The organism is Trebonia sp., assembly GCF_049794275.1.
Taxonomy (GTDB): Bacteria; Actinomycetota; Actinomycetes; order Streptosporangiales; family Streptosporangiaceae; genus Trebonia.
Map to the genome: position 1 here is coordinate 1 of NZ_JBARCR010000770.1, position 2,633 is coordinate 2,633.

Annotated in this window: 4 protein-coding genes; 1 reads left to right on the top strand and 3 read right to left on the bottom strand. The window is 71.0% G+C overall.

Features of this window, described 5'->3' with window-relative positions:
- Nucleotides 1-174 precede the first annotated feature (174 nt).
- From WA805_RS20095 to cspE, 3 genes are all read right to left on the bottom strand, one after another.
- The gene (locus WA805_RS20095; protein ID WP_424561289.1) at nt 175-972 is read right to left on the bottom strand and encodes an HAD family hydrolase; all 798 of its coding nucleotides are present in this window, start codon (nt 970-972) and stop codon (nt 175-177) included.
- 71 nt (nt 973-1,043) lie between these two features.
- On the bottom strand, nt 1,044-1,694 hold the full coding sequence (locus tag WA805_RS20100; RefSeq protein WP_425243097.1) for an alpha-ketoglutarate-dependent dioxygenase AlkB: 651 nt from the start codon (nt 1,692-1,694) through the stop codon (nt 1,044-1,046).
- 116 nt (nt 1,695-1,810) lie between these two features.
- Nucleotides 1,811-2,014: a transcription antiterminator/RNA stability regulator CspE gene (cspE, locus tag WA805_RS20105; RefSeq protein WP_422278671.1), complete on the bottom strand. Its 204-nt coding sequence runs from the start codon at nt 2,012-2,014 to the stop codon at nt 1,811-1,813.
- A gap of 199 nt (nt 2,015-2,213) precedes the next feature.
- Here cspE and WA805_RS20110 point away from each other — a divergent pair, with 199 nt between their 5' ends.
- Nucleotides 2,214-2,600, top strand: a complete 387-nt coding sequence (locus WA805_RS20110; RefSeq protein ID WP_422290751.1) for a hypothetical protein — start codon at nt 2,214-2,216, stop codon at nt 2,598-2,600.
- Nucleotides 2,601-2,633 lie beyond the last annotated feature (33 nt).

The following is a 2,633-nucleotide window of genomic DNA, read 5'->3' on the forward strand; positions in this document are numbered from 1 at the left end:
AGCGCGTGGGTGTTCGCCAGCCTGTACACCCAGCCGCTGGAGAACCCGCTCACCCGCGAGCTGATCCGCGACCAGCTGAGACTGCCCGGCGACCCGCAGATGCTGCTGCAGTTCGGCCGCGCGGTCACCGCGGCGAGCACCCCGCGCCGCCCGCCCGGCGAGGTCATGGACCAGTTAGGGGTACAACCCCTCCAGGTGCTCGGCCACGCCGTCGTCGTCGTGGCCGCCGATGACGCGGGTCGCGGCGGCGAGCACGGCCGGGTGCGCGTTGGCGACCGCGCAGGAGATGCCCGCCCAGGTGAGCAGCGGCAGGTCATTCGGCATGTCGCCGAACGCGATGACCTCTGCGGCGCTGATGCCGCGGGCGGCCGCGAGCTCGGCGATCGCGCTGGCCTTGCTCACCCCGGTCGCGGCGGCCTCGATGAGCCCCTTGCCGTTGGAGTGCGTAACGCTGACCAGGCCGTCGAGCACCGGCACGGCCAGCGCGAGCAGCTCGTCAGGACCGTAGCCGAGGTGCCTGGCGAGCAGCTTGGCGGCCGGCTCGCCGAACAGCGCGCGGTCACCGGGGCGCGGGATGGTCGCGTTGGCGTCCCAGCTCACCGCCTGGTACAGGTCGTCGGCGGCGCGCCCGTCCGGGCGCTCGACGGCGAGCCCGATGCCGGGGATCGCGGCGCGTAGCGCCCGCGCCGCCGCAGCGAGCTGCTCCGGCTGGATCAGGTGCCGTGCGGTGACGGTGCCGGTGCGCATGTCGTACTCGACCGCCCCGTTGGAGCAGATCGCCGTCCCCCGGTCCCCGAACGTCTCCGCGATTCCCCGCATCACCCGTGGCGGCCGCCCGGTGACCAGGGCGAACCGTGCCCCCGCCGCCTCCACCCGCGCGAACGCCGCTACGGTGCGCGCCGAGATCGTCCCGTCGCTGCGGACAATCGTCCCGTCCAGGTCGCTAGCCACCAGCAACGGGAACGTATTCACAATGCCTAGAGCCTAATAGCGCGGACCGCATGCTCCGCCGCGCAGCGGTCGGTGGCTGTTACCCGGGTGGGTCAGCGGACGCCGCGCGGGCGGAACTGGACGCTGATCCGTGGTCCCGTCGTCCGCGTGGACTTGGGCACGGCGTGCTCCCAGGTGCGCTGGCAGCTGCCGCCCATGACGATCAGGTCACCGTGCCCGAGGCTGTACCGCAGCGTGCCGTCATTGCCGCCGGCGCCGGCGCCGACGCCGGCCCGCGGCCGGAGCAGTAGCGGGCGCGCGGTGCCCAGCGACACGATCGCGACCATTGTGTCCTCGGTGCTTCCGCGCCCGATGGTGTCCCCGTGCCACGCGACGCTGTCCCGCCCGTCCCGGTACAGGCACAACCCTGCCGTGCGGAACGATTCGCCGAGTTCGGCCTGGTAGTGCTCGCTGAGCCGGTCGCGGCACGCGGCGAGGACGGAATCGGGCAGGTCCGCGTCCTCCCCGTAGAAGCAGAGCAGCCGAGGCACGTCCACCGTGCGGTCGTACATCCGGCGCCGCTCAGCCCGCCACGGCACCCGCTCCGCGAGCCGCGCGAACAGCGCGCCGGATCCGGCCAGCCACCCTCGCTGCACGTCCACCCAGGCGCCGTGCGCAAGCGGCACACGCTCCGGTCGCAGCGAACCCGGTGCCGGGTCGTCTGCGAGGTCGAGCAGCGATTCCTGCACGGTAACGACGGTCATGCGAACATGATATCGCACGCCGGAAAAATGCAGGTGGCGGGCTTCGCGTCTGGCGCTAGACCCGCCACCTGTTAAGTGAGTTGGAATGGTCGCCTAGGCGACCGGACGAGCGCCCGTCAGACGGCGCGGACCTGCGCGGCCTGCGGACCCTTGGGGCCCTGGGTCACGCTGTACTCGACCTTCTGGTTTTCTTCGAGGCTGCGGTATCCATTCGCCTCGATTGCGGAGAAGTGGACGAAAACGTCCGCGCTACCGTCATCGGGGGCGATGAAACCATAGCCCTTGTCCGCGTTGAACCACTTTACGGTCCCCTGAGCCATTTTTGCTACGTGTCCTTCGAGATGAGCCTAGATCCGTGCACTTCGCGCGGATCAGCGCGGTATACCCGCTGCTAAACGGCAGTTGTATTTGCGATCACTAAAGTCCGCCAACAGCCAACGCTAATCTACCCCATCCGGCGGCAAAGAACGGCGTCCTCGCGCCGGAAAGGTGTCGCGGCTGCCCAACTGATGGTCAGGAGTGCCGTCCCTGCCCCGAGTTCCGCCGGTTGCCGCCCGCGCTCCGCTGTCCCGGATATCCGGAACGAACCCCTGCTCCGCCCCGCTGCGACCCCGACTCGGGGCCCGCTCCGTTACCGCGCCACGACCGTTCGCCGGCTCCGCGAGACGAAGGCCCCGCAGGCGCCAAATCACGTCCGCGATCGCCCCACTGCCCGCGCTGACCACGGTCATCGACCCGCCCAGCCCGCTCACCGCGATCGTCGAGCCGCCCCGCGGGCCGCTCGCCACGATCGTCAAACTGCCGCACAGGTCGCCCGCCACGGTCATCGAACCGCCGGACGGACCGGTCGCCGCCGTCGTTGAACTGCCGGGCCGTCCGGTCCGCCGGCCCGTGCTGCGCACGTGACGGCCGCCCAGCGCCTTCGGCACGGAATGGGCG

What these genes read in the sequence shown, in the direction of transcription:
- cspE (WP_422278671.1), bottom strand. Translation starts at nt 2,014, where the DNA reads ATGGCTCAGGGGACCGTAAAGTGGTTCAACGCGGACAAGGGCTATGGT.
- WA805_RS20100 (WP_425243097.1), bottom strand. Translation starts at nt 1,694, where the DNA reads ATGACCGTCGTTACCGTGCAGGAATCGCTGCTCGACCTCGCAGACGAC.